Annotated in this window: 16 protein-coding genes and 1 tRNA gene; 9 read left to right on the forward strand and 8 right to left on the reverse strand. The window is 59.4% G+C overall.

The genetic code is table 11. The annotated features are described in order from the left end of the window. Positions 1 to 84: 84 nt before the first annotated feature. Positions 85 to 1,017 carry a KPN_02809 family neutral zinc metallopeptidase gene (gene ypfJ, locus ACQZ5K_RS08205; RefSeq protein ID WP_137003815.1) on the forward strand — a complete coding sequence of 311 codons (933 nt, stop codon included), beginning with the start codon at positions 85 to 87 and terminating at the stop codon, positions 1,015 to 1,017. Positions 1,018 to 1,057: 40 nt separating this feature from the next. On the opposite strand, the gene ACQZ5K_RS08210 is transcribed toward ypfJ, so the two are convergent. After that, on the reverse strand, positions 1,058 to 1,537 hold the full coding sequence (locus ACQZ5K_RS08210) for a DUF2938 domain-containing protein (RefSeq protein ID WP_448740098.1): 480 nt from the start codon (positions 1,535 to 1,537) through the stop codon (positions 1,058 to 1,060). A gap of 123 nt (positions 1,538 to 1,660) precedes the next feature. After that, a complete protein-coding gene (mcpU, locus tag ACQZ5K_RS08215; RefSeq protein WP_448740099.1) occupies positions 1,661 to 3,751 on the reverse strand; it encodes a methyl-accepting chemotaxis protein McpU in 2,091 nt (696 codons plus the stop codon). 329 nt (positions 3,752 to 4,080) lie between these two features. On the opposite strand from mcpU, the gene ACQZ5K_RS08220 reads away from it, so the two are divergent. Then, complete coding sequence (locus tag ACQZ5K_RS08220) at positions 4,081 to 5,478, forward strand: MATE family efflux transporter (RefSeq protein WP_448740100.1); 1,398 nt, start codon at positions 4,081 to 4,083, stop codon at positions 5,476 to 5,478. A gap of 38 nt (positions 5,479 to 5,516) precedes the next feature. Here the strand turns inward: ACQZ5K_RS08220 and carA are convergent, their stop codons facing one another. Continuing rightward, complete coding sequence (gene carA, locus ACQZ5K_RS08225; RefSeq protein WP_448740101.1) at positions 5,517 to 6,722, reverse strand: glutamine-hydrolyzing carbamoyl-phosphate synthase small subunit; 1,206 nt, start codon at positions 6,720 to 6,722, stop codon at positions 5,517 to 5,519. A 335-nt stretch (positions 6,723 to 7,057) separates the two neighbouring features. On the opposite strand from carA, the gene ACQZ5K_RS08230 reads away from it, so the two are divergent. Beyond that, on the forward strand, positions 7,058 to 7,510 hold the full coding sequence (locus ACQZ5K_RS08230; protein WP_004430448.1) for a GatB/YqeY domain-containing protein: 453 nt from the start codon (positions 7,058 to 7,060) through the stop codon (positions 7,508 to 7,510). A gap of 282 nt (positions 7,511 to 7,792) precedes the next feature. On the opposite strand, the gene ACQZ5K_RS08235 is transcribed toward ACQZ5K_RS08230, so the two are convergent. Further along, on the reverse strand, positions 7,793 to 8,122 hold the full coding sequence (locus tag ACQZ5K_RS08235; RefSeq protein ID WP_035260970.1) for a BrnA antitoxin family protein: 330 nt from the start codon (positions 8,120 to 8,122) through the stop codon (positions 7,793 to 7,795). After that, the gene (locus ACQZ5K_RS08240; RefSeq protein WP_080707245.1) at positions 8,085 to 8,378 is read right to left on the reverse strand and encodes a BrnT family toxin; all 294 of its coding nucleotides are present in this window, start codon (positions 8,376 to 8,378) and stop codon (positions 8,085 to 8,087) included. Before ACQZ5K_RS08240 ends, ACQZ5K_RS08235 begins: the two co-directional genes overlap by 38 nt. 174 nt (positions 8,379 to 8,552) lie before the next feature. Between ACQZ5K_RS08240 and dnaG the strand changes: the two genes are divergently transcribed. The 3 genes from dnaG (at position 8,553) to ACQZ5K_RS08255 (ending at position 14,106) form a co-directional block, all read left to right on the forward strand. After that, complete coding sequence (dnaG, locus tag ACQZ5K_RS08245) at positions 8,553 to 10,544, forward strand: DNA primase (RefSeq protein ID WP_448740102.1); 1,992 nt, start codon at positions 8,553 to 8,555, stop codon at positions 10,542 to 10,544. A 393-nt stretch (positions 10,545 to 10,937) separates the two neighbouring features. After that, complete coding sequence (gene rpoD / locus ACQZ5K_RS08250; protein WP_035260974.1) at positions 10,938 to 12,992, forward strand: RNA polymerase sigma factor RpoD; 2,055 nt, start codon at positions 10,938 to 10,940, stop codon at positions 12,990 to 12,992. Between the two features lie 196 nt (positions 12,993 to 13,188). Next, a complete protein-coding gene (locus ACQZ5K_RS08255; RefSeq protein WP_448740103.1) occupies positions 13,189 to 14,106 on the forward strand; it encodes a DUF930 domain-containing protein in 918 nt (305 codons plus the stop codon). Between the two features lie 43 nt (positions 14,107 to 14,149). Here ACQZ5K_RS08255 and ACQZ5K_RS08260 read toward each other — a convergent pair whose 3' ends face one another. Beyond that, positions 14,150 to 16,702, reverse strand: a complete 2,553-nt coding sequence (locus ACQZ5K_RS08260; protein WP_448740104.1) for an HWE histidine kinase domain-containing protein — start codon at positions 16,700 to 16,702, stop codon at positions 14,150 to 14,152. A gap of 253 nt (positions 16,703 to 16,955) precedes the next feature. On the opposite strand from ACQZ5K_RS08260, the gene ACQZ5K_RS08265 reads away from it, so the two are divergent. Continuing rightward, positions 16,956 to 17,378 (forward strand): secondary thiamine-phosphate synthase enzyme YjbQ, encoded by a 423-nt coding sequence (locus tag ACQZ5K_RS08265; RefSeq protein ID WP_003522829.1) that lies wholly within the window; start codon positions 16,956 to 16,958, stop codon positions 17,376 to 17,378. Between the two features lie 150 nt (positions 17,379 to 17,528). Then, positions 17,529 to 17,864, forward strand: coding sequence for a hypothetical protein (locus ACQZ5K_RS08270; protein WP_065655756.1), 336 nt, complete (start codon positions 17,529 to 17,531; stop codon positions 17,862 to 17,864). Positions 17,865 to 18,022: 158 nt separating this feature from the next. On the opposite strand, the gene ACQZ5K_RS08275 is transcribed toward ACQZ5K_RS08270, so the two are convergent. After that, positions 18,023 to 18,766 (reverse strand): SIMPL domain-containing protein, encoded by a 744-nt coding sequence (locus ACQZ5K_RS08275; RefSeq protein ID WP_196379172.1) that lies wholly within the window; start codon positions 18,764 to 18,766, stop codon positions 18,023 to 18,025. Positions 18,767 to 18,946: 180 nt separating this feature from the next. Here ACQZ5K_RS08275 and ACQZ5K_RS08280 point away from each other — a divergent pair. Next, positions 18,947 to 19,022, forward strand: a tRNA-Ile gene (locus ACQZ5K_RS08280). Positions 19,023 to 19,195: 173 nt separating this feature from the next. On the opposite strand, the gene ACQZ5K_RS08285 is transcribed toward ACQZ5K_RS08280, so the two are convergent. Next, positions 19,196 to 19,567, reverse strand: coding sequence for a hypothetical protein (locus ACQZ5K_RS08285; RefSeq protein WP_035261012.1), 372 nt, complete (start codon positions 19,565 to 19,567; stop codon positions 19,196 to 19,198). Positions 19,568 to 19,698: the final 131 nt, after the last annotated feature.

Consider the following 19,698-nt stretch of genomic DNA (forward strand, 5'->3'; position numbering starts at 1 on the left):
CACCTCTGCTTCCTTCCGGAACAAGATGTATTATAGTGCCGTTATAAGGCAGCTTGTTAAGGCGATATCCGCCGGGAGAATAGCATGGAATGGAGAGGACGCCGCCAGTCGGACAATATCGAGGACCGGCGTGGCATGTCGGCGGGGTCGGGGCCAGGCGGTAGCGATCCTTTTTCCCGTGGCGGAATGCGTGTGCCTATCGGGCGGCGCGGCGGCGGTATCGGTATTGGCGGCATTCTGGTCATCCTGCTGATAAGCTGGGTGCTTGGCATCAACCCGCTGACGCTGCTTTCGGGCGGCGATATTTCGCTGGATGGCGGCGGTACGACGCAGCAATCCGGCGGCCAGCAGGCGGGCACGCGTCCGCAAGGCCAGTCATCGGACGAGACGACGGCTTTCGTGCGCACGGTGCTGGCCGAGACGGAAGATACGTGGAGCGGCATTTTCCAGTCGGCCGGCGAGACCTATCAGAAGCCGACGCTGGTTCTGTTCTCCGGTCAGGTGTCTTCCGCCTGCGGTTATGCTTCCGCCGCCAGCGGCCCGTTCTATTGCCCGGGCGACCGCAAGGTCTATCTCGACACCAGCTTCTTCAAGGAACTCGACCAGCGTTTCGGCGCGGCCGGTGATTTCGCGCAGGCTTATGTGATTGCGCATGAGGTGGGCCACCACATTCAGAACCTGACCGGCGTTCTGCCGGAGTTCAACCGCCGCCGCCAGTCGATGAGCCAGGTGGATGCCAACAAGATGTCGGTGCGCGTCGAGCTTCAGGCGGATTGCTATGCCGGCATCTGGGGCAAGTTCACCGAGCAGAAGGGCATTCTCGAAACCGGTGACCTCGAGGAGGCGCTGAACGCCGCCCACCAGATCGGCGACGATACGCTGCAGAAGCAGACCCAGGGCTATGTGGTGCCTGACAGTTTCAACCACGGCACCTCGGCACAGCGCGCGGAATGGTTCAAGCGCGGTTTCCAGAGCGGCCGTGTCGAAGATTGCGATACGTTCTCGGCGAATATCTGAGAACCGGACAGGAGCGGGGGCTTTTCAGCCCCCTTTTCATTTAGCGCATCAAAAGCGCCACGGCATACATGCCGAGGGCGAAAACCGTATGGGCCACAAGGTTGAGAAAGCGGACCTTGTTCGGGTTGGGGGTCTTCGACGCTGCCCAGCCGATGCCGAGCCCCGGCTGCAACAGGAACCAGCCCGCGCCGACCGTTATGATGCCGACGATCCACGGCTCAATGAAGGAGGGATCGGCAAACCACGCGGCCGGAACCACCAGCGCGAGAATGACGCCATAAAGAATGCCGACGGCGTAATGTGAAATCCAGCCGAGCGCCAGTTCATGTTCATAGGGTTCAGCCGTGGCGATGCTATCGTGAAATATCGTACCTTTCGGCACGTGCCAGAACCAGCGGCCGACCGGCGCCCAGTTTGGCGCGGACTGGCCGAAGAACCGGTGCAGCACGATTGCCCATATATCCATAAACACGGTGCCGCCAATGCCCATGGCAATGCCGCGCCAAATCAGTTCCAGCATAGATCCCTCCGCATGATCATGATCGATCAAGCTCTAGCGGATCGCGCCGGTGGCGGAAACCGGCTATTGCCGGGAGGGACAAGAAAAATGGCCGGATCGCTCCGGCCATTTCTGTTTTTGCCATCATGCGGCGCGCCCATATTCTGCCTGCCGCCGGGTGGCCGTGGCGAGCTGGAACTGCGCGAGCAGCTCGTTGAGCGCCGCCGCTTCAGAGGCGAGCCCGTGGCTTGCGGCCGTCTGTTCCTCGACCATGGCGGCATTCTGCTGCGTGCCCTGATCGATGGTGTTGATGGCGGTGTTGATTTCCTGAAGGCCGGTGGACTGTTCGCGCGACGACGTCACGATGGCGTCGATGTGGCGATTGATCTCCCGTACTTCGCGGACGATGGTTTCCAGCGCCTTGCCGGCGTTGCCGACGAGATCGACGCCGGACTGCACCTGCGATGTCGAAGCGTTGATCAGCGTCTTGATCTCTTTCGCCGCATTGGCGGAGCGCTGGGCAAGCTCGCGCACTTCCTGTGCGACGACGGCAAAACCCTTGCCAGCCTCACCGGCGCGGGCGGCTTCCACGCCGGCATTCAGCGCCAGAAGATTGGTCTGGAAGGCGATCTCGTCGATCACGCCGATGATGTTACTGATCTCGGACGACGATTTTTCGATGCCTTCCATGGCGCGAACCGCATCTTCGACGATGACGCCGGACTGTTCGGCATTGTTGCGGGCGCGGTCGACCAGATGGCCCACTTCTTCCGCACGGCGGGCGGAATCCTTGACGGTGGTTGTGATTTCCTCAAGCGCCGCCGCGGTCTCTTCCACGGAGGCCGCCTGCTGCTCGGTGCGTCGCGCCAGATCGTCGGCGGACTGACGGATTTCGCCGGCGCCGGCGTCGATGGCGCGGGCGTTCTGGCCGACGGTGCTGAGCGCGGCGTTCAGCTTGGCAACGGAATTGTTGAAATCATCGCGCAGACGGTCGATGCGGGTCACGAAGGGCGTGTCGATGCGGTAATTGAGGTCGCCATCGGAAAGATGCGCCAGTCCACGGGCGAGCGAATCGACCGCGAACTGGATGTCGGCGGCGTCCTTTGCCGCCAGTCTTTCGCGCTCGCTGCGCTCCCGTTCGGAAAGCGTGCGGTTTTCTTCGGCATCGCCTTCGAGGCGCAGGCGTTCCATGGCGTTCGACCGGAAAACGGCGACGGCCGCGGCCATGGAGCCGATCTGGTCGGTGCGCTCCTGACCGGGGATCGCGACCTCGAGATTGCCGGATGCGAGGCCTTCCATGGCCGAGGTCATCTGCGTCACCGGGCGAACGATGAAGCGGGACAGCACGGTGGCCAAGAGACCGATCATGATCGCGGCGGCGAGAATTGTGGCGATGGTCGCCGCCAGGCGGAACTGGCCGATCGCGCTATAGGCAACGCCGGAATCGACGACGAAGCCCAGATACCAGTCAACCGAGGGCAGGCCGGCGACCGGAATGAAGCTGGTGATCTTGCCCTTGCCGTCGATTTCGGTCTGCGAAATCGCCGAGGAAATCGCCGGCGTATTGACCTTGAAGAGATCGGTCAGCGGCTTGTCGACGAATTTTGGATCGGGGTGAATAAGGATCTTGCCGTCCTTGCTGACGAGGAACGCATATCCGTCCGTGCCGGCATCCACCGACTTGATCATGTTGACCAGCGAATTGAGCGAGAAGTCGCTGCCCGTCACGCCGGCCAGCTTGCCATCGATGGAGACGGGAATGGCGGCGGTGATGATGAGCCCGCCGGTCGAGGCGTCGTTATAGGGTTCGGTTAGAACCGTCTTGCCGGCCTTGACCGCGTCCAGATACCATGGGCGCTTGCGCGGGTCATATCCTTCCGGCAGCGGTGTTTTGGGGAAGGTGGTGAAGCTTCCCGTTTCGGCATTGCCGAAATAGGTCGACATGAACTGCGCGGTCAGAACGTCGTTTTCCAGAAACCGCAGCTTCGCCTCTTCGTCCGGAAGCTTGGCAAGCGTTTTTGCCACTGTTTCCGTCAGCATGATGCGGCCATTCAGCCAGTTGGCGATGCTTTGCGCGGCCTGCTTGCCGGAAGAATCGATGTTTTCCGCCACCGCTTCCGTCGTGACGCGGTGCTGAAGGCTGTCGATGTAGAAAGAAAAACCGGCAAAGGCGGCGACGACAAGCGAAGACGCCACAAAGAGGATGCGTGTCATGAGGTTGGTTTTTTTGGGCAAGCTACACGTCCTTGGAACAGGATGTACCGTTTGGCTCATCTTGTGAAATGGTGGGAAAGACATGCCAGAAAGGCGGGAATATTCTGCATCATGCAGCTTGTGATTTAAAAGAATTACGTGATGTTCTAATAAATAAAGCGGAATGGTAAAATTCAGCTAAATTTGTCTTATGTCATGTCGTTTGCGCCGAGGCCGGAGCGGCGCCGCTCGTTTGCGTAAATTTTGATCACTCATCCGCAAAGGTTGCGTGCAGGAAGGGAATATTTTATTCATCACCGTGCTGCCGTTGCGCAATTCGCGGGCAACGGCCAAAGTTCAGGTGAATTACAATGTCTTCGTCGGTTGTTGCAGAAACCGTTCCGTCCGGATCGGGGTCGTGGTTTTCGCATTTTCAGGCTACGCTTGCGCTGGGAATTCCGCTCATCGGTGCGCAGCTCGCACAGCTTGGCATCCATACAACGGATATGGTCATCGTCGGACAGCTTGGTGCTGAAAAGCTGGCGGCCATGGTGCTGGCCGGGCAGTTCTTCTTCGTCGTCTTCATTTTCGGCTCCGGCTTTTCCGTGGCCGTGGTGCCGATGGTGGCGCAGGCCTACGGGCAGGGGGATGCGACATCCGCGCGCCGCTCGCTGCGCATGGGCATGTGGGTGGCAATCGCCTATTGGCTGCTTGCATTGCCGATCTTCTTCAACGCCGAGCGCATTCTCATTTCTCTCGGGCAGAACCCCAATGTTGCGGCGCTGACAGGCCATTATCTCGCCATCGCCAAGTTCGGCCTTTTGCCGGCGCTGCTGTTTTATGTCCTGCGCGGGCTCGTCAGCGCCATCGGGCGCGCCGGCATCATTCTTTATGTCACCATCATCATGCTGGTGATGAACGGTGTGCTTGCCTATGCGCTGGTGTTCGGTCATTTCGGATTGCCCGCCATGGGCATGAACGGTGCTGCCGTCGTTGCCGTCATCGTCAATGCCTTCAGCTTCATCTTCATCGTCGCCTATGTGCAGACGCGGGAGGAAACCAGGAAATACGAGCTGTTCGTGCGTTTCTGGCGGCCGGACTGGCATGCGCTCTTCGAAGTGCTGCGCCTCGGTCTGCCGATCAGCATCACCATCCTTGCCGAAGTGACGCTGTTCGCCGCCGCTTCGATCCTGATGGGGCAGATCGGCACCGTGCAGCTTGCGGCGCACGGCATTGCCCTGCAGCTCGCCTCCATCGCCTTCATGATTCCGCTCGGCCTGTCGCAGGCGGCGACCGTGCGGGTGGGCATCGCCCGCGGTCAGGGAGACTTCAAGAACCTCATCCGTGCTTCCATCATGGTCTATGCGATTGCCTGCGGTATTGCCATTTGCGGCGGCATCCTGTTTGCGGCCGTGCCGGAATTTCTGGCGAAATCGTTCCTGGATGCGAAATTGCCCGAGGCGGCGGAAGTGCTTGCCTATGCCAGCAGCCTGGTGGTGATCGCCGGTATATTCCAGCTTGTCGACGGCATTCAGGCCGTGACGGCGGGCCTGCTGCGCGGATTGAAGGATGCGCGTATTCCGGCGATGCTGGCGCTGATTTCCTATTGGCCAATTGGGCTGGCGCTTGCCTGGACCATGGCCTTTCCGCTCGGCTTTGGCGGGCGCGGCGTCTGGTTCGGCTTCGTGATCGGCCTTTCGACGGCGGCGGTTCTGCTCACCATCCGCTTCGTCCTTCTGGTGAAGCGTGAAATGCAAACGGCCCGCTGAAAAGCGGGCCGTATAATCTTTCCTGATTTTACGAAGTATCAGCGCTCGGCGAGCGCTGCCTCGTCTTGTCTTTCGCGCAGCAGGTTGACGAAGCGGCGGAAGAGATAGTGGCTGTCCTGCGGGCCGGGCGATGCTTCCGGGTGGTGCTGGACCGAGAAGACCGGCTTGCCGACGATGCGCAGGCCGCAATTGGTGCCATCGAACAGCGAGATGTGAGTTTCTTCGACGCCCTCCGGCAGCGACTTGGTGTCGACTGCAAAGCCGTGGTTCATGGAGACGATTTCCACCTTGCCGGTGGTGAAGTCCTTGACCGGATGGTTGGCGCCGTGGTGGCCCTGGTGCATCTTTTCGGTCTTTGCACCGACGGCGAGACCGAGCATCTGGTGGCCGAGGCAGATGCCGAAGATCGGCAGCTCGCTCTTGATGAGGTTCTGGATAACCGGCACGGCATATTCGCCCGTCGCGGCCGGGTCTCCCGGACCGTTGGAGAGGAACACGCCATCCGGCTTCAGCGCCAGAATGTCTTCGGCCGACGTCTGGGCCGGAACGACCGTGACCTTGCAATCCAGACCGGCAAAGAGGCGCAGGATGTTGCGCTTGACGCCGAAATCGACGCAGACGACGTGGTATTTGGCATCGGCTTCGCCGAGCGTGCCATAACCCTTGTTCCAGACCCACGGCGTTTCCGTCCAGGTGGAGGACTGGCCGGAGGTGGCTTCGATGGCGAGATCGAGGCCGACGAGGCCGCTCCAGGCCTTGGCTTCCGCCTTCAGCGCTTCGATGTCGAAGACGCCGTTCGGGTCATGGGCGATGACCGCGTTCGGCGCGCCATTTTCGCGGATCCATGCGGTGAGCGCACGGGTGTCGATGCCGCAAAGGCCGATGACGCCGCGGGCCTTCAACCAGGCATCGAGATGCTTGGCGGCGCGGAAGTTCGACGGATCGGTGATATCGGCCTTGAAGATGACGCCGACGGCGCCGCGACGGGCGGCGGGCGTCAGGTCTTCAATGTCTTCCTCATTGGTGCCGACATTGCCGATATGCGGGAAGGTGAAGGTGACGATCTGACCGAGATAGGAAGGATCGGTCAGGATTTCCTCGTAACCCGTCAGCGCCGTGTTGAAGCAGACTTCGGCCTGAACCTTGCCGGTTGCGCCGATGCCCGTTCCTTCAATCACCGTGCCATCGGCAAGAACAAGCATTGCGGTCGGTTTGCGGGTAGTCCAGGGCGCTGTCTCGGTCATCTCGTTCCGTTTCTGCCCCTTCGCACCCCGCCTCTTGAAAGGCAGGGGGTAAGGGGCCATTTTTGTCGCAGGCTTCGTGACATAAAGGGGCGCGCGATAAAGCTCGCGTTCCGACCCTTCGTTAAAATCTCGTGCAGGTGCCGGAAAATAACGAAAGCAGCCCAAGCGGTCAACCGCAGGGCCAAGATTTACGCGGAATTAAACCACCGTATTTTCAAGGTCTTATGCATTTGATTTGCTTGAGCGTGTCTGCTCGTTTATGTCGTTTCGCAAAATGAGGTGGAAAGTTTCCGTATCGAGAAGCTGCGGAAAGCGCTTTCCCAAGGAGAAGAAAAATGCTGCGCGACGTGTTCGCTAATACTTTGAAAGATGCGCTGAAGGCTCGTGACGCCCGACGTACATCGACCGTGCGTCTTATCCAGACGGCCATCAAGGATCGCGATATCGCCAATCGCGGCGTGGGCAAGGACCCCGTCAGCGATGAAGATATCATGCAGATCCTGACCAAGATGGTAAAGCAGCGGGAAGAATCCGCCACCATCTACGAAGGTGCCGGCCGTCCCGAGCTTGCCGCTCAGGAGCGCGAGGAAATCGTCATCATCAAGGAGTTCATGCCGGAAGAAATCCCGGCCGAAAAGGTGCGCGAACTCTGCCAGGCCGTCATCACCGAGACCGGCGCGTCCGGCCTGCGGGACATGGGCAAGTGCATGAATGCGCTGAAGGAGCGTTATCCGGGCCAGATCGACTTCGCGAAGGCCTCCGGTGTCGTCAAGGATTTGCTGAAGTAAGTTCGGGCATCCTTAAAAAGTAAAGGCAGGGCAGATGTGGGCTGCCCTGCCTTTTTTCTGTCGACGAAAACGCATTCCGGCGGATCAAAATGCGGTCCTTCACAGGCTTTTTTCGGGGGACGTGCCTGCGGGCGTCGGCAGATTATACGGAGGTCAATTGCTGCCTTCGTTTATGTTTTTACATCGCCGCTTTGGCCGGCTCAAATTACAAAAACATAATTTTTGGTGATGCTGCGGTGCCATAAATTCGCCCGAAGCGGGCGCAATGGCGATTTGCTGTCTTCAGCCCTGCCGTTTTTTCTGTTCATGCACATAATGGCGCAGAACGGCGTTCATACGTGTCTGATATCCTTTGCCGGTGGACTTGAAAAAGTCCACGACGTCCTGATCGACACGGATGGAAATGGATTGTTTGGCTGTGGGGAAAACCACATCGGCCTTCGACCAGTCGATATCCTCAAAGCCCGCCCAGTCCGGGTCGTCACGTGTGGCGCGTTCGATGTCCTCGTCGGTCATGGCGTCGACGCGCGCCCAGTCGGTTCGATCTTCGCCCTTGGCGATCTTTTTGCGGATTTCATCCGGAGAATATCTGACGATACGTTCTTCGCTCATTTTTCCTCGTCGCCCTTGCTGATATGATCCGGCAAACCTCGCCCCGCATCGTATAAATGATGGCGATGAGATCGCCTGTATCCGGGCATATCGCCAGAATACGACTTTCCCCGTTTTGATCGGAGCGACTTTCCAGATGGGGTTGCGAAAGCGCCCGCGCTGCCCGTGGAAAGTCGATGCCGTGCTTCTGAATATTAATCTGCCGCTTGTTTTCATCCCATTCAAAGGAAATGAAATCTTTCGTCACAATGTCCATGAGCAGCCTGAAACCGGTTCCAGTTCAAAAGCGCTCATGCACCGTTTGTGTATATTCGTCTGTATATACATTAATGTCAACGCCGCCTGTGAATAGTGGGTATTATTTACCTGCCCGTTTTGTATTGCGGCTTTTCTGCGCTTATATGAAAGACTGGCCTCGAATAGGTAACCCATGCGCTTTTCCAACTCTTTCCTTGATGAGATACGCGACCGCGTGCACATCTCCGATGTGATCGGCCGACGTGTGTCCTGGGACAAGAAGAAGACCAACACGTCGCGCGGGGATTATTGGGCCTGCTGCCCGTTCCATGGCGAGAAAAGCCCGAGCTTCCATTGTGAGGACCGCAAGGGGCGGTATCATTGCTTCGGTTGCGGCGTTTCCGGCGATCACTTCCGCTTTCTGACCGAGCTTGAGGGCCTGAGTTTTCCGGAGGCCGTGCAGCAGATTGCCGATATGGCCGGCATTTCCATGCCGCAGCCCGATCCGCAGGCGGAAAAGCGCGAGCGCGAGCGCACCTCGCTTCAGGACGTCATGGAAATGGCGACGCTGTTCTTTCAGGACCAGTTGCAGACGGCGCTCGGTGCGCGGGCGCGGGCTTACCTGCGCGATCGCGGGTTGACCGGGCGCACCATCGAGACTTTCCGGCTGGGTTATGCGCCCGATAGCCGCAATGCGCTGAAAGAGCATCTGGCGAGCAAGGGCGTGACGAAGGAACAGATGGAGGCCTGCGGGCTGGTGGTGCATGAGAATGTGCCGGTCTCCTACGACCGCTTCCGCGACCGCATCATGTTCCCGATCCTGTCTTCGCGGGAAAAGGTGATCGCTTTCGGCGGCCGCGCCATGGCCGCGGATGCGGTGGCGAAATATCTGAACTCCAACGAAACAGAGCTCTTTCACAAGGGCAATGTTCTCTACAATTTCGCCCGCGCCCGGCGCGCCTCGCAGGCGGCCGGAGGTTCGGTCATCGCCGTCGAAGGTTATATGGATGTCATCGCGCTCTATCAGGCGGGTGTGGAAAATGCCGTCGCCCCGCTCGGCACGGCGCTGACCGAAAGCCAGCTCGATCTCCTCTGGAAAATGTCGCCGCAGCCGATCCTCTGCTTCGATGGCGATGGCGCCGGCATTCGCGCCGCCAACCGTGCGGCCGATCTTGCCCTGCCGCATATCAAGCCGGATCGTTCCGTCAGCTTCGCGCTTCTGCCCGATGGCAAGGATCCGGACGATCTCGTGCGGCTGGAGGGGCGCGCACCTTTCGACCGGGTGCTGTCTGAAGCCAAGCCGCTGGCCGCGATGATCTGGAGCCGCGAGACCTCCGGCGTCACTTTCGATACGCCGGAAAAACGCGCGCAGCTTGAAAGCCGGTTGCGGCAGATCGTGGCCGTTATCGGCGACGAGACGGTGCGCCGTTTTTACCAGCAGGATATGCGCGACAGGCTGAACGGCTTTTTCCAGCCGCGTTTTCAGCAGGGTGGGGCTCAGAACGGCAATTTCCGCCGCAATGGTGCGCAGCCGACGGGACGTGGCTTCCAGCGCAATGCGCCGGGGCGAGGCGGGGCGATGGCCGCGCCTGAGAGCAATAATTACGACCGGCTCGCGCGCTCTGGTGTCGTTAAAGGACATCAAAGTAAGCCATCTCTTCGGGAAAGTGTTCTTGCTTTTACTATCGTAAACCATCCAGAATTGTTGCTGGAAGAATATGATGAAATCGCCAGCATTGACTACGAAAACCGTGATCTGCAGCGGTTGTGGTCTGTAGTTCTGACCTATGCGGCTGAAAGCGCTGCTGATATATCGCGGGCGGGACTTCTCGAATGCTTGTCTCAAAAGGGGTTCGGCGCACTTTTGGGTGTAATGGACCAGCAAGTCCGCTATTCGTACCTGTGGACCGCGACAAAGCAGGCGGCCCCCGAAGATGCACGAGAAGGTTACGTGCAGGCACTCTCGCTACACAAAAGAACGAAATCTCTACTTCAACAGAAAAAAGAACTGGAACGAGAACTCGAACGGGAAATTTCTGAGGCAACGGGCGACGGCACGCTTCTGGTGCGGGCACTGGCCGAGGTGCAGCTTGAAATCGGCCGTATGGAAAATCAGGAGGCGATTATCGAAGGTTTCGGGGTCATGTCCGGCCGGGTGAAGGGGCCGGCCGTCGGCCATGGCTGAGGGCGGTCGGCAGAATTGAAAGGTGTTTGGGGTTGCCTTTTGCGGCAGGCGTCCTAAATAGGGGATAGTCTGGTGATAACCCGCAAAATGCGGCTCTTTTTAAGAATTTCCTTGGCTGTCTCGCCCTCAAAGGCTTGACGGGGCGGGAAATAGCGGGAATCACCATTTCAGGAAAAGTAAGGTGGAATGAGCCTTGGCGGATAGAAATTGCATGAGCAAGCATTTCCGGGTGCACTGTCTTTGCATTCTGCCTGGGGCTGCCGTGGTTAATCGGCAATTAAAGATCACTCCGTTAGGTGTCTGACAGTGATTCGCGGCAATGCGCCGGATGCTCAAGGGGCGGACGGCGATGCGGCGGAACAGGTGTTAGCGTCAGGGAAAGCGACGAGATAGATGGCAACCAAAGTCAAAGAAAACGAAGAAGCAGAAAACGAACGCGACGGTGCGACGGACGGCCCGCTTCTCGACCTTTCGGATGACGCGGTCAAGAAAATGATCAAGGCCGCCAAGAAGCGCGGCTATGTGACGATGGACGAGCTGAATTCCGTCCTGCCGTCTGAAGAGGTGACCTCCGAGCAGATCGAGGACACGATGGCGATGCTGTCCGACATGGGCATCAACGTGATCGAGGACGAGGACGCCGAGGAAGCCGCCAGCAGCGACGACGACAGCGATTCCGATAGCGACGATTCCGAGGGTGGGGAACTTGCCCCTTCCAGCGGCACCGCGCTTGCGACCGCCAAGAAGAAAGAACCGACCGACCGTACCGACGACCCGGTGCGCATGTATCTGCGCGAAATGGGTTCCGTGGAGCTTCTGTCGCGCGAAGGCGAAATCGCCATCGCCAAGCGCATCGAGGCTGGCCGCGAAACGATGATTTCGGGCCTGTGCGAAAGCCCGCTGACGTTCCAGGCGCTGATCATCTGGCGCGACGAGCTCAACGAAGGCACGACGCTGCTGCGCGAGATCATCGATCTCGAAACGACCTATTCCGGTCCGGAAGCCAAGGCGGCTCCCCAGTTCCAGAGCCCGGAAAAGATCGAAGCGGACCGCAAGGCCGCCGAAGAGAAGGAAAAGACCCGCAAGCTGCGCGCGCCGACCGGCGACGAGGATGTGACGGATGTTGGCGGCGACGGCCTTCCGCCGGAAGAGGAAGAAGAGGACGACGACGAGTCCAATCTTTCGCTTGCCGCGATGGAAGCCGAACTGCGCCCGCAGGTCATGGAAACGCTCGACACCATTGCCGACACCTACAAGAAGCTGCGCAAGCTTCAGGATCAGCAGGTGGAAGCGCGTCTGGCCTGCACCGGCACCCTGTCTTCCGGTCAGGAGCGTCGTTACAAGGAACTGAAGGATCAGCTGATCACGGCCGTCAAGTCGCTGTCGCTGAACCAGAACCGTATCGACAGCCTTGTCGAGCAGCTCTACGACATTTCCAAGCGCCTGATGCAGAATGAAGGCCGGCTGTTGCGCCTTGCCGAATCCTATGGCGTCAAGCGCGACAGCTTCCTTGAGCAGTATCACGGTGCGGAACTCGATCCGAACTGGATGAAGTCGATTGCCAATCTGGCCGCTCGCGGCTGGAAGGAATTCGCCCGCGAGGAAAGCAACACGATCCGGGAAATCCGTCAGGAAATCCAGAACCTCTCCACGGAAACCGGCATTTCCATCGCCGAATTCCGCCGCATCGTTTCCATGGTGCAGAAGGGCGAGCGCGAAGCGCGTATCGCCAAGAAGGAGATGGTCGAGGCCAACCTGCGTCTGGTGATCTCGATTGCGAAGAAATACACTAACCGTGGTCTTCAGTTCCTCGATCTCATTCAGGAAGGCAATATCGGCCTGATGAAGGCGGTCGACAAGTTCGAATATCGTCGCGGTTACAAGTTCTCGACCTATGCGACCTGGTGGATCAGGCAGGCGATCACCCGTTCGATTGCCGACCAGGCCCGCACGATCCGTATTCCGGTGCACATGATCGAAACGATCAACAAGATCGTTCGCACCTCGCGCCAGATGCTGCACGAGATCGGCCGCGAGCCGACCCCGGAAGAACTGGCCGAAAAGCTGGCCATGCCGCTTGAGAAGGTGCGCAAGGTTCTGAAGATCGCCAAGGAGCCGATTTCGCTCGAAACCCCCGTGGGTGACGAAGAGGATTCGCATCTGGGTGACTTCATCGAGGACAAGAATGCGCTGCTGCCTATCGACGCCGCCATTCAGGCGAACCTGCGCGAGACGACAACCCGCGTTCTGGCTTCGCTGACGCCGCGTGAAGAACGCGTTCTGCGCATGCGTTTCGGCATCGGCATGAACACCGACCATACGCTGGAAGAAGTCGGCCAGCAGTTCTCGGTCACGCGCGAACGTATCCGCCAGATCGAGGCGAAGGCCTTGCGCAAGCTGAAGCATCCGAGCCGGTCGAGAAAGCTCCGGAGCTTCCTCGACAGCTAAGCTGTTTGTTTCCTTTAAAATTGAACCCGGTCAGTCAGCGCTGGCCGGGTTTTTTGTTTCCCGCACTGGCGAACTCTGCGACAAGCCTTATGTGTGAAAACAGGCATTCCGCTTTTATTGGAAATGCTCCGGTTCGATTTGGTTCGATGAGATGCAACAGGTTTCGGCAGGCAGATGGCGTGGGAAAGGATGGGCTGTGCCCGTCTCCGTGCTGCTGCACCTTGCCGTTGTCGCGATTTTCCTTTTCGAACTGCCCGAGCGGATAGCCGAGCCGCAAGAGCCTGAAAGCATCAGCGTCGATCTGGTGCCGCCGCCCGAGGAGAAAAAGGTGGAAGAGGCTCCACCACCGGGTGAAGAGAAGGTGAAAGAGGAAAAGCCGCAACCCCCACCGCCGCCCGCTCCTCCAGCGGAAGAGGCAAAACCTTTGCCGCCACCGCAGGCGACGTTGCCGGCCATCGCCATGAGGCCTGAGGAAACGCAGGCGGACCCCGAGGACAAGCCGGGCAAGACGGAGGAAGCGGAAAAGACCGAGCCTTCCGAGGAGCCTGCAAGCCAGCCTGAAAAAACGGCTGAGGAAAAGCCCGCAGCTCCTGCCGCCAACAGCGATCTTCAGGCTTCCGCCGCACAGGGGGAGATCGCGGTTTCACCCGTGAAGGAAGAAGCGCAGCCCGATCAGCCGCCTGTGCCGCAGGCCAAGCCGGTTGAGGAAAAGCCGGCGGAAGTGACGGAAAAGAAACCCGCGAAACTTCCGGCGGCCAAAAACCTCCTGTCTTCGGCCATGCTGTCTCCGGCCCAGAGACGCCAGATGTTTGGCGATCTGCCACCGCGTCGCCGCGTCGTTCAGCTTTGCAGCACCGAAGCCCTGGCCCAGATTCAGGGCGCGGGATTTGCCGCCAGGGGCATGATCCCCTATTCGGACACGGGCGGCAGGATTTCCGGTAATTCGATCGATGCTTCCGGCGGCGCGTTCAACACGGGCAATGGCTGGCATGACGTCTCGTTCCAGTGCGAAGTCGATCTGGAAAATTACACGGTGACGGAATTCCGGTTTAAAATCGGAAATGAGGTCAGCCCGGAAGACGCGAAAAAGCGGGGCTTTACGAGATTTCAGTGAGGGCGGGTTTTCCCAATCAGGAAGCTTCGTTCACATAAGTTTCCTAAACCCGCTCCGCATCCCCCACCAGCAGCCCAATCCCTGCCATCAGCGCATCCTCATCATAGGGCTTCCTGATCACCGGCACATTGCCGAATTCATCCGGCACCATGCTGCCATCCGCATAACCGGTGGCGAAGAGGAAGGGGACGCCGCGGCGGTGGAGTTCCCGGGCGACGGGGATCGATGTATCGGAGCCGAGATTGATGTCGAGAATGGCGACATCCGGCACATAGGTCTTCAGCTTTTCAATGGCCATTGCCGACGAGGTTGCCGTTTCGATTGCCTTGATGCCGTTGTCTTCCAGCATGTTCTCGACATCCATGGCGATCAGCATCTGGTCTTCGACGAGTAATACTTTCAACGGCTCCTCCCGGTTATAGCGTCTGGGCTGCGGCGCGGTTTCATCCTCGGTTTGCATGCTCGCGGCAACCGTGGCCGACGAGACGTGACGGGAGGGCAGGAAAATTTCCGCCTCCAGCCCATCGGGCAAATAGCGTATCGTGCTGCGTCCGCCGAGATCGTATGGGATGCTGCGGCTGATGAGCGCCGTGCCGAAGCCCGCGCGCGATGGCGGGGGCAGTTTGGTGGGCAGGATTTCGCGCCACTCAATCTCGCAATCGCGGTTCTCGTCGATGGTCCAGCGCACATGCAATTGCCCGCCATTTTGCGAAAGCGCACCGTATTTGGCGGCGTTCGTCGCCAGCTCATGCAGAACAAGAGCCATGACGGAGAAAGCGCGCGAATCGAGCGTCACCTGCGGGCCGGTCAGTTTCACGACGGTTTCCGGCGAGCGGTGCGGCGACAGTTCGGCATCCAGAAGATCGCGAAGCGCGCCGCCGCCTTCACCGCGAATGATCTGGTCATGGGCAAAGGACAATGCCTGAATGCGGCCCTTCAGCGCGGTCACATATTCCTGCAGGGTCTTGCCCTCCTGCGAGGGATTGCCGACCAGCGATTTGATGATGGCCAGAACATTCTTCACGCGGTGGTTGAGCTCCTCGTTCAGCATGCGCTGGCGCACTTCCGCGCGTTCCCTTTCGCCCGCCATCAGCTCGCTGTGATGGAATGCGACCTCGACCAGCGCAATCCTCGCCGCTTCGGCGATTTCCCGGTCGTCTTCCGACCAGGGCTGCGCCTGCAGGCGGACCGTCTCTTTCCAGATTGCAAAGCTTTTGCGCGGGGTGAGACGATCCCCCATCGGACCGGTTTCATAGGATTTTTCCGGATTGCCTGCCCAGTTCAGGTTCTGCACGATCTCCTTGCGGAAAAACAGCAGGTAGTCGTTTTTCACCTGCGACAACGGGATGGCGAGCATTCCGGCTGCCGTGCCGGCATAGATTTCCGCCTCCGGTATGGCCTGCGACAGCGCGTGCGTCGCCCAGACCCTGCCTTCTGAAGCCGAGGCAACAAAGCGCGCCAGCCTTGGAATGGCGTCATGCGGCGGCGTTGCACCCTGGCCGTGCCAGTTGTTTCCCACCCATAGGCCTACGCCATCGCAGGGCATCAGATCGGCAAAATCCTGAAAGCTGTCGATCAGCAGTTCCTCGATATTGGCGTGATGGGCGGCAAGCCGAAGGAAGCGGTCAAGCGCGGCATGGGCATGGTTGACGGTATCGAGCCGGCGTTTCTGTTTCAGGACCTGCAGGTGCATGGAGAAAAACTCTCCGAACATTTCCGCGGCGATCCGGACCGGCATGGTCAGCACGCGCGGGGAATAGTGATGACAGGCGATCAGGCCCCACAGCGCGCCGTCGACAATTACCGAAATGGACATGGAAGCACCGACCCCCATGTTGCGAAGATATTCGCAATGGATGGGCGAGACGCTGCGCAGATGGGCAAAGGACATATCGAGAGGTTCGCCCGATGCGTCGAGCGCCGGCAGCACGGAAACCCGGGCGCCGCTGGCATCTGAGATGATGCGCAATGTGTTCTTGAGATAGAGCGCGCGGGCCTGCTGGGGTATGTCGCTGGCGGGGAAATATTGACCGAGAAAGCTTTCCAGTTCCGGCTGCTTCGCTTCCGACACGACCTTGCCGGCGCCGTCTTCCTCGAAACGATAGATCATCACCCGGTCGTAACCGAGCGTCGCCTTTATCAGCCGCGTCGTTCTGGAGATCAGGCTTTCGACGCTGTCCGCCTCGCGGATGCGGTCCACCATCTTGCGCGCGGTGCCGAGCGGCTGCGTTTCACTGCGGGAGGGCTCGAATTCGATGATCGTGGTGGATTTGTAGCGGTGCAGGGAAATATCGAAACTGCGGCCGTCGCTCATTTCCATGGCGGGCAGCATGGCGGGACGCGTGGTTCTGCCGGTGACGGTGAGCGCATTGCGAAGATCGTGGACGAGTTTTTTGCCGAGCACCTCCTCGGCCGTTCTGCCATTGATATCGCCTTGGACGCCCAGCAGTTCGCGGCAGTTTTCAGAATGCCGCAGCACCATGCGCATGGCGTTGTCGCAGGCGATGAGGCAGCCATGCGGTTGAATATAGCCTGGGATGTGGATGGGTTCGCGGTCGCAATTGGTCAGGTCGACATGATAGTCACTGGGGGCCATGAATCAGTCTTTCGCACCCTGTGCCTGTCTTGTACGGGGAAGATTCTGTTCGTCGAGGAACGGGTAAGCTTGAATAATTCATCCTGATAGTGCCGACCCTTCCCCGTTTTTTGCAACTGTGACGCCGGTTTTCCGTTCTGCTTTTATAGGCCGTCGTCACGCAATTGTCGTATCCCTTACGTCATCGGATACAATTTGACATGCTGAAACGTTGGCAGCGCCGATTTTGTTCCAGCCCGTTGAAGGAAAAAATGTGCCGCAGAGAAAAATCATCGTCGCCACCCGGGGGCAGGGTCTTTATGAATTCACATCCGAGGCCAAGGCATTCGTCAGCCACGCCGGCGTGGAAGAAGGCCTGCTGACGATCTTCGTCCGGCACACATCCTGCTCGCTGCTTATCCAGGAAAATGCCGATCCCGATGTGCGGCGCGATCTCACGGTGTTTTTCTCCCGTCTCGTGCCGCCTTCCGACGATCCTTCCATGCGCTGGATCATCCACACGCTCGAAGGCCCCGACGATATGCCCGCCCATATCAAATCGGCGCTCACCACGGTTTCCATCGGCGTGCCGATCAGCGATGGCAGGCTCGTGCTCGGCACCTGGCAGGGCCTTTATCTTTTCGAACACCGCGATGAGCCGCATCGGCGCGAAATCGTGCTGCATATCTCGCCGTGATATCCGGATCCGGATCGAGGCGTTCCGCGTTAACCTCCCTGAACGCCTGCTGAACATTCGGTTCTGCTGATATTCAGGCGGGCGAGTCTAGGGTCTCGTCAATCGCCGGGGGATGTTCCCCTGTCGGCAAAGAAACAACGGAGTGAGTTCATGTTCAGCACCTTCGCAAAAGCCGGCCTGGCTGCCCTCATCGCCCTCGGTGGAATTTCCTTTACTGCGCCGGCGGCTTCCGCAGGCTCGGATGTTCAGTTCAGAGTTCAGGTTCAGGATGGCTATGGCCATCGCCCCGGCTGGGGGCGTCCGGATCGCCCGCGTCGTGGCTGCTCGCCCTGGCTGGCGGAAGAAAAAGCGAGCCGCATGGGCCTTCGCCGCGCCCGCGTGGTTGATGTATCGCCGCGCCGTGTCGTGGTGGCTGGCTTCAACCGTTACGGCCGCGACCGCGTCGTTTTCGCCAATGAGCGCGGCTGCCCCGTCATCCGCCGCTAACAGCAGCGATCCTTATCGATCTGCCGATATCCCCGTACGGTAGATGGATCAAAAATGCCCCTCGCTTGTCCGGAAAGGCAGGCGAGGGGCATTTTATTTCGGGTTATGTGAGTGGCTGAACGCAAGGAGCGGCGCCGAAGCGCCGCCCGCCGTCGATCTTATTGCTCGAGAGCGAAGGTGACGTTGACCACCACGCTGTAGCTGTTCTCACCCGAAGCGATCGGAACGCTGTCGGCTTCCTTCGCCATCGAAGCGCGCATCATGCCCGCCGGTATCGGCATCGGGCGCTGCGAGTTTTCGCTGATCTGAATGACCCGGCCAAGCTTTACGCCTGCCGCTTCCGTCAGCGTCTTCGCCTTGGCCAGCGCATCGGCAACGGCCAGCTTGCGGGCCTCGGTCACCGTCGCTTCGGGCTTGTCATTGGTGAAGGTGATGTCGCCGCCCTGGTTGATGCCGAGCTTGACGGAGGTATCGAGGATCGTGCCGAGCTTCTTCAGGTCGCGCACCCGCACGGTCAGGCCGTTTGATACCTGATAGCCGGTGATCTCGGGCGCGACATAGACGCCATCCTTGGGTTCATAGTGCTTGTAGAGCGGCTGCACCGAGAAATTGCTGGTCTGCAGGTCGCGGTCCTCGATGGCGGCCTCTTTCAGCGCCTTCAGAACATCGGCAAGCGCCTTGGAGTTTTCGGTAAGCGCCGCAGCCGCGGTCTCCGCCTGCTTGACGACGCTGAAGGACAGGATCGCCATGTCGGGGGCAATGGCCGACTGGCCTTCACCGGAAACACTGATGGTGGCTTCGCGCGGGGTAGCCTCCTGCGCAGACACCTGGGCGGCGAGCGGCATCATGGCTGCTGCGGTCATTGCGGTGAGTGCGAAAAGGCGGGCCGTTTTTGTCTTCATGGTGTTTCCTCGTTGATTGAGTCCCTTTGAAGGGTATTGCCTTAGATTGTGTAGCTAATACGGCGGCACTGCTTTGAGAAAGCATCATTGGCTTGTCGGGCTCAAAAAATTACGTTAGAGCGTGACCCACCGGATTCGAGCCATTGCGAAACCGGTGTTTCGGACTGGTTTTTCCGAAAAGGGCCTGTAGCTCAATGGTTAGAGCCGGCGGCTCATAACCGCTTGGTTGGGGGTTCGAGTCCCTCCGGGCCCACCATTTTCTTTCAAGATCAATTGCTTGGGATGTTTTGCGACTCTTCGCGAGCGCGCTTCTGTCACGTCTGAGGCGTGATCTCTGCTGTGCCGATGGCACAGCCCGGCTGCGGAATGAATGCATCGGTGTCGATCCGGCCTGCCGATGGGGCAAGCCGGATCGAGAAAGCTTTAATGTCAGTTGCAGACTCGCATACTTTCCGTATGCCAGCCGCCGTCATAGGAATTGGGAACGCGGCGGTCTTCGAACCAGCAGCGCGGGCGGGGCGGCGGTGGCGGTTCGTAGTAGCGCGGGCCGTTATTGCTGTTGGCGATGGCGCCGCCGATCAGGCCGCCGATGACGCCTGCGGCGAGGCCGCCGGCAATCGCTGCGCCATCATTGTGGCGGCGGTGTTCGCGGTAGGGCGGCGGGGGTGGGCCGCCGCGGTCGTAGCCACGGTCATAGCGGGGGCGATAGGGATAGTCCTGCGCGGCAGCGGTGCCATAGGATGCAAAAATGCTGCCGGTGGCGACCAGCGCGGCAATAGTGGAAAGAATTATCTTTTTCATCGGGGCTACTCCATAAGCCTGCTTCGGGAGATAGAGGCTCATTATGCCCGGATCATGGCACGGGACGGGTGAACGGCCTGTGAATATTCCATTTCAGCACAGTTCATATTTTTCTGATTTCAGAATGTAAG

The organism is Agrobacterium sp. 22-226-1 (assembly GCF_053522345.1).

Bases quoted from the DNA above. Each gene is read 5' to 3' on its own strand.
- ACQZ5K_RS08235 (WP_035260970.1), bottom strand. From the start codon at position 8,122: ATGAGCGAAGAACGTATCGTCAGATATTCTCCGGATGAAATCCGCAAA.
- ACQZ5K_RS08285 (WP_035261012.1), bottom strand. From the start codon at position 19,567: ATGAAAAAGATAATTCTTTCCACTATTGCCGCGCTGGTCGCCACCGGC.
- carA (WP_448740101.1), bottom strand. From the start codon at position 6,722: ATGACCGAGACAGCGCCCTGGACTACCCGCAAACCGACCGCAATGCTT.
- ACQZ5K_RS08275 (WP_196379172.1), bottom strand. From the start codon at position 18,766: ATGAAGACAAAAACGGCCCGCCTTTTCGCACTCACCGCAATGACCGCA.
- ACQZ5K_RS08260 (WP_448740104.1), bottom strand. From the start codon at position 16,702: ATGGCCCCCAGTGACTATCATGTCGACCTGACCAATTGCGACCGCGAA.
- dnaG (WP_448740102.1), top strand. From the start codon at position 8,553: ATGCGCTTTTCCAACTCTTTCCTTGATGAGATACGCGACCGCGTGCAC.
- ACQZ5K_RS08240 (WP_080707245.1), bottom strand. From the start codon at position 8,378: ATGGACATTGTGACGAAAGATTTCATTTCCTTTGAATGGGATGAAAAC.
- rpoD (WP_035260974.1), top strand. From the start codon at position 10,938: ATGGCAACCAAAGTCAAAGAAAACGAAGAAGCAGAAAACGAACGCGAC.
- ACQZ5K_RS08270 (WP_065655756.1), top strand. From the start codon at position 17,529: ATGTTCAGCACCTTCGCAAAAGCCGGCCTGGCTGCCCTCATCGCCCTC.
- ACQZ5K_RS08220 (WP_448740100.1), top strand. From the start codon at position 4,081: ATGTCTTCGTCGGTTGTTGCAGAAACCGTTCCGTCCGGATCGGGGTCG.
- ypfJ (WP_137003815.1), top strand. From the start codon at position 85: ATGGAATGGAGAGGACGCCGCCAGTCGGACAATATCGAGGACCGGCGT.
- ACQZ5K_RS08210 (WP_448740098.1), bottom strand. From the start codon at position 1,537: ATGCTGGAACTGATTTGGCGCGGCATTGCCATGGGCATTGGCGGCACC.
- ACQZ5K_RS08230 (WP_004430448.1), top strand. From the start codon at position 7,058: ATGCTGCGCGACGTGTTCGCTAATACTTTGAAAGATGCGCTGAAGGCT.